This window comes from Okeania sp. SIO2F5, from assembly GCF_010692685.1.
In the GTDB taxonomy this organism is placed as follows: Bacteria; Cyanobacteriota; Cyanobacteriia; order Cyanobacteriales; family Microcoleaceae; genus Okeania; species Okeania hirsuta.
This window is the reverse complement of the sequence record NZ_JAAHGU010000244.1, coordinates 1-5397: the sequence shown is the minus strand read 5'-3', so window position 1 is coordinate 5397 and position 5397 is coordinate 1. Positions and strand designations below refer to the sequence as shown.

5 protein-coding genes are annotated in these 5397 nt (G+C 37.6%); 2 read left to right on the top strand and 3 right to left on the bottom strand.

Features of this window, described 5'->3' with window-relative positions; translation table 11 throughout:
* Positions 1-51: 51 nt before the first annotated feature.
* From F6K27_RS32270 to codA, 3 genes are all read right to left on the bottom strand, one after another.
* Positions 52-1485, bottom strand: a complete 1434-nt coding sequence (locus F6K27_RS32270; RefSeq protein WP_287279781.1) for an AtzE family amidohydrolase — start codon at positions 1483-1485, stop codon at positions 52-54.
* A 204-nt stretch (positions 1486-1689) separates the two neighbouring features.
* Positions 1690-1881 carry a DUF4089 domain-containing protein gene (locus F6K27_RS32265; protein ID WP_124147341.1) on the bottom strand — a complete coding sequence of 64 codons (192 nt, stop codon included), beginning with the start codon at positions 1879-1881 and terminating at the stop codon, positions 1690-1692.
* A 367-nt stretch (positions 1882-2248) separates the two neighbouring features.
* Positions 2249-3517, bottom strand: coding sequence for a cytosine deaminase (codA, locus tag F6K27_RS32260; RefSeq protein ID WP_287279779.1), 1269 nt, complete (start codon positions 3515-3517; stop codon positions 2249-2251).
* Positions 3518-4085: 568 nt separating this feature from the next.
* Here codA and F6K27_RS32255 point away from each other — a divergent pair.
* A complete protein-coding gene (locus F6K27_RS32255) occupies positions 4086-4259 on the top strand; it encodes a hypothetical protein (protein WP_287279777.1) in 174 nt (57 codons plus the stop codon).
* Between the two features lie 367 nt (positions 4260-4626).
* Positions 4627-5397, top strand: a 771-nt coding sequence (locus tag F6K27_RS32250) for a helicase HerA domain-containing protein (protein ID WP_287300961.1), incomplete at its 3' end; no start/stop codon positions are given.

Here is a 5397-nt window from a genome sequence, read left to right as displayed (position 1 = left end):
ACTAAGGAAATAAGAGTTTTCCGATGGCCAAATATTTAACCTCCTTTAAGATTAGCCATGGAAGGCTAGATATATCTGCTTTTCAGCAGTTTGACTAACCAACGAGTCGCACACTAACACTTCCATCTCCAACGCTGCTGCTACCTGTAAAATCAATGCTTCATTATAAGGTGCAGCAATAATTTGTACCCCCAAAGGTAAACCATTAGTACGACGGATGGGTACTGACAAAACTGGCAAACCGATAAAAGACAAAGGTTGCGTATACAAACCCAAATTTGGACGCACCAACACTTCTTCCCCAGCAATAGTCATTTTTTCCTGCCCCAATAGTGGCGCAACACAAGGTGTAGTGGGAGCCAGAATAATATCTACTTCCTTAAATATTTCTCCAACACAACCTTGATACCAACGGCGGAAACGTTGAGCTTGAATATACCAGTCTGCGGGAATTAAAGCGCCAGCTAAAAAGCGATCACGAGTTGCCGGGTCGAAATCTTGGGGGCGAGTGCGTAAGTTATCCAAATGTAAATTAGCTCCCTCCGTAGCAGTAATAATATAAGCAGCAGCTCTAGCTCGGTGTGCTTCCGGTATCGTCACCCTTCGAGTTACTCCCAATGCAGTCGCCACCTGTTCCACTGCTGCGAAAACTTCTGGCTCCCCACCTGTGGCAAAGTGATCGTCAGCAACTGCAATGCGTAAACTTTCAATATTGTGATTGAGTTGAGGCAAACAAGCTTCCGGAGTACGATGGGTACAAACTGGGTCTCTAATATCTGACCCCTGTAAAACATCATAAACTGTTGCGATGTCTCTTACAGAACGAGCAAATGGTCCGACATGGTCTAAACTACTAGCAAACAGAAAAACCCCTGCTCGTGACAAGCGTCCATAAGTGGGTTTAAATCCGAATACACCGCATAAGGAGGCGGGTACGCGGATAGAACCGTTGGTATCGGAACCGAGAGTTATGGGTACTAAACTAGCAGCAACGGCAGCAGCAGATCCACCGGATGATCCCCCGGAGATGCGGGTGAGATCGTGAGGGTTTGGTGTTGCGCCGTAGTGACTATTTTCGGTGACAAAACCGTAGGCGTATTCATCCATATTGAGGGCGCCGATGAGGATAGCGCCTGCTTGTTTGAGTTTAGCTACGGCGGTTGCGTCTACTGTTGCGGGTGGGTTTTCGGCGTTTATTTTGGCTCCAGCGAGAGTTATTATACCTGCGATGTCGTAGAGATTTTTGACTGCAAAGGGCACGCCTGCTAGGATACCAGGATTTTTGCCTTGAGCAATTTCTGTGTCTATTTGTTTGGCAGTGTTAAGTGCGGTTTCTGCAGTAATAGCAGTGAAGCAGTTGAGGGTTTGGTTGTGCTGGTTAATTTGTTGTAAGCATTTAGTTACTATGGTTTGAGCTGTGGTTTCCCCTGTTTTGATAGCTGTAGCGATCGCTATTGCATCTATTTCATTAAATTTGATAGTCATTTTGGTTTAATAGGTAAAAAAGTAAAAAAGTAAAAAAGTTTTTGGGTAGTTCTGCATAGTAATGGTATACGCAGATGAACAATGTCTAGTGCGGGTCCTGCCCGCGAGTACGGGAGCAAGATGCTCCTACTGCTGTGTCTGGTAACAAAAATAATTACAATGCACGACCATTACAATCCACCACCACTAGTTTTTGTAGCCATATCAATTCCCTAATTTTTCTGGGTCAAATTTTGGTGCTTGCTCTATTTCTGGTGGCAGGGGAAAGTCTATGACTAATTGAGCGATCGCTGCAATTTTTTCTAGATTTTCTACTACACCGGGAAGGTGTTCTGGCTGTAATGGTAAATTGATTAATTCTGCCGTACATTCCACATATTTTTCGATATTTTTCATAATTAAATTAGTAATTAGGGTTTGCTGAAAAAGTATTTTTGTCGAGGTTATAAGTCAGGTTTTATATCTCATGAATCGGGAATATGAAGGAGGAATAATGGTCTGATTTTTGTCTATCTAGGTTTGCTAAAAATTTGAGTATTTTCAGCTTTTTGGAGTGAAAAAAAATTGCATTTTTTTTATAAAAAAGGCTAAATAATTTACAAACAAAGGCTTTGAGAGTTAATCAGGAAATTCTCATCATAAAAAATGTATAATTAATCATCAATTATCCAATTTTTTTAAGTAGTTTTACCACAAAATTTCTAGTCTATTTCTTGATTTTTTTCATTACACAATAACTACAGTATAATCAAAAATATTTCCCTTAAGTAAAAGAAGTAAATTTAATTGTTTTCGGAATAGTCTCTGCCAATAATTTAGCCTGACAAAATACATATTTTACAGTAGCACGTTTCCTAACTGCATTAAAACAACTATCCGCATCTAAAACTATCAAATTGCCTGGATTTCCTACTTTAATTCCATACCCATCTTCTACTCCTAAAGTTTTCGCACCATTCCAAGTAACCATTTGATAACAAGCATCAATTTCTTTGATTCCAGTCATTTGACATATATGTACGCCCATATAAGCCACATCCAACATATTACCAGTACCCAAAGTATACCAAGGATCTTGTATACAATCATGGCCAAAACTAACATTTATTCCTCGTTGCCATAACTCTTTTACTCGTGTCACACCCCGTCTTTTAGGATAAGTATCAGTACGACCTTGAAGAGTAATATTAATTAAAGGATTAGCAATAAAATTAATTTTATACCTCTCTAATAAACTGATTAATTTCAAAGCATAAGCATTATTATAAGAACCAAAAGCTGTAGTATGACTAGCAGTTACTTGTGAAGTTAAACCTGTTCTAATAGCATCAGCAGCAACTACTTCTAAAAAACGTGATTGGTCGTCATCTATTTCATCACAATGAATATCGATAAAACAGTCATATTTTTCTGCCAATTCAAAGATTTTATGCACAGATTTTACCCCATCTTCCCTCGTAAATTCATAATGAGGAATTCCACCCACACCATCCACTCCTAATTGTAAAGCTTTTTCTAAAAGTGAGAGGTTTTCATCTTTACTATAAATACCATCTTGGGGAAAAGCAACTATTTGTAAATTCATCCAATCTTTGACAATTTCTTTTACTTCTAAAAGTGCTTGTAATGCTGTTAGTTTTGGTTCACTAACATCGATGTGGGTTCTAACAAATAATACTCCTTGTCTAGCTTGGAGTTTAAGAGTGTCAATAGCACGTTTTTTCACATCTTCTAGTGTCAACTCTTGCTTACGATCACCCCAAATTTCTATACCCTCAAATAATGTACCACTTTGATTCCAGCGTGGTTCTCCGGCAGTGAGAGCAGAATCTAGATGAATGTGAGATTCTACAAATGGTGGACTGACTAATTTTCCCTGAAGATCGAGTTCTTGGTAGGCAAAAGCTGGAATATCCTTAGAAATAGCAACAATTTTACTGTCATCAATGGCGATATCTACTATTTCTGTTTGTTGAGTTGGTTGCAATAAGCGACTGTTTCGCAGAATTAATTCATAAGTTTTGTCAGACATGAAGTTTTGGTAGTTAAAAAATTAGGAGTCAGTAATTTGAATTTTATCATGGAAGGGTCAACAATTAATAGATATCTCGGCGTTGCTGAATCAAGGTATGAAAATAAAAACTGAAGAATCTCAAATATTTGTCATTAATATAGTTTAGCAATCGCCAAAAAATACAAATCATAGCTAAAATCAGCAACGCCGATATCTCCAGAAAATAAACTTGCTTTTTATTTAAAATAAGCTAGAGTTGTAACAGTAACTTACAAAATCATTTTTCGTATCTTAGGTGTGAAAATCTATTCCCTGTTCCCTGTTCCCTCACAGGAGTGCGCTACCAGATGCGTGTGTCGCCAACGGGGGGTCGCACCGCTGTTCCCTGTTCCCTACTCTTGCAAAAAGTTTATATCTTTTTCACCAGATGTCTAATAATTAATTATGGCTTTGTTGAAAAATAGACATCTCCACCAAATGAGGGAATAGGCAGTAGGAAGTAGGCAGTAGGGAGAAAGAATTGATAATTTATGTGTGATAATTGATTTGATTTTTGATTTTTACCAGATGTCTAATGAACTGCCTTGTGAAAATACTTGGAAAAGTGGCGTTGCTGAAGCACGTGTATGATATTAATCCTAATTACTTAGGAGTCAACCCACCTCACACCCCTGGAGGGGAAGTTAGGAGTCAGGAGGGAAGAAAGAATAAGAAACCCCGAGTAGAAGGAGAAAGTTTTTTGCTCGCCCTCTTATCCTGAATGATATCATACCTCAAATCAATAACGCCGGAAAAGTTATGTGCAGGAATACCTACCATCAATGCTGAGTCATTTATCAAATAGACATCTCCAGAAAATAAATAACAGGAAACAGGGAACAGGGATAAATAATTGAAAATTGATAGATAAGAATTGCTTTTGTGTAAAAGTTAGCGTGAATATCTACAGAAAATTTAAGTTTTTCTAACTTTTAAGTCTTCTGTTCTAGATAACTAAAGCCTTCTTCTTTATTCCTTTTTCCTTACCCTTACAATACCGATGCTACCAGACTTGATATAATTCCTCTCAATAGCTAATAAAAATGGTATAACTTGATATAGCATTCTCAAGTAATTAAGTAATTTATATGGATTTTGAACAACCATTAGGTTCAGTAATTCAAGGTTCTCTCAGTCAAGGACTAGAAGTACGACTACATCCAGACATATTAGTAGAAGATATGCGGGTTGGTAAATTTTTGGTCGTAAAAGGAGTACGCGCCCACTTTTTTTGTATGTTAACTGATGTTTTATTAGGAACATCCAGCGAACGAATAATGATTAATCCTCCTTTACCTACAGATGATTTTTTGCAATCTGTTTTAGCTGGAGGTAGTACTTACGGTACTATCGAACTTGCACCAATGTTGATGTTAATTATTTCTTCAGAAAAGTCCTCAGTATATTTCAATGCTAATAACGATAATGGCAATAACAAAAAATCTCAATCCATAGAAAATTTAGCATCTTTTGAAGCTCAAACCAGTGCTGAAATTAAATTAATGCCAGTAAAAACTATTCCGAGTCATTTTTCCCAAGTATTTGACGCAAGTGAGAGAGATTTTAGTCTGGTTTTTGGTAGGGAAGATGACCAGAGTCGGCGCAATTTTGCTGTGGGTAAACCTATTGATATGGATGTACCTGTTTGTTTAGATTTAGATAGATTTGTAGAACGGAGTAATGGCATTTTTGGCAAGTCAGGAACAGGTAAGTCTTTTCTGACTCGTTTACTTTTATCTGGGATAATTCGTAAAGGAGCTGCTGTAAATTTAATTTTTGATATGCACTCTGAATATGGTTGGGAAGCAATGGCGGAAGGAAAACAAGTTAATACGGTAAAAGGTTTAAAACAATTGTTT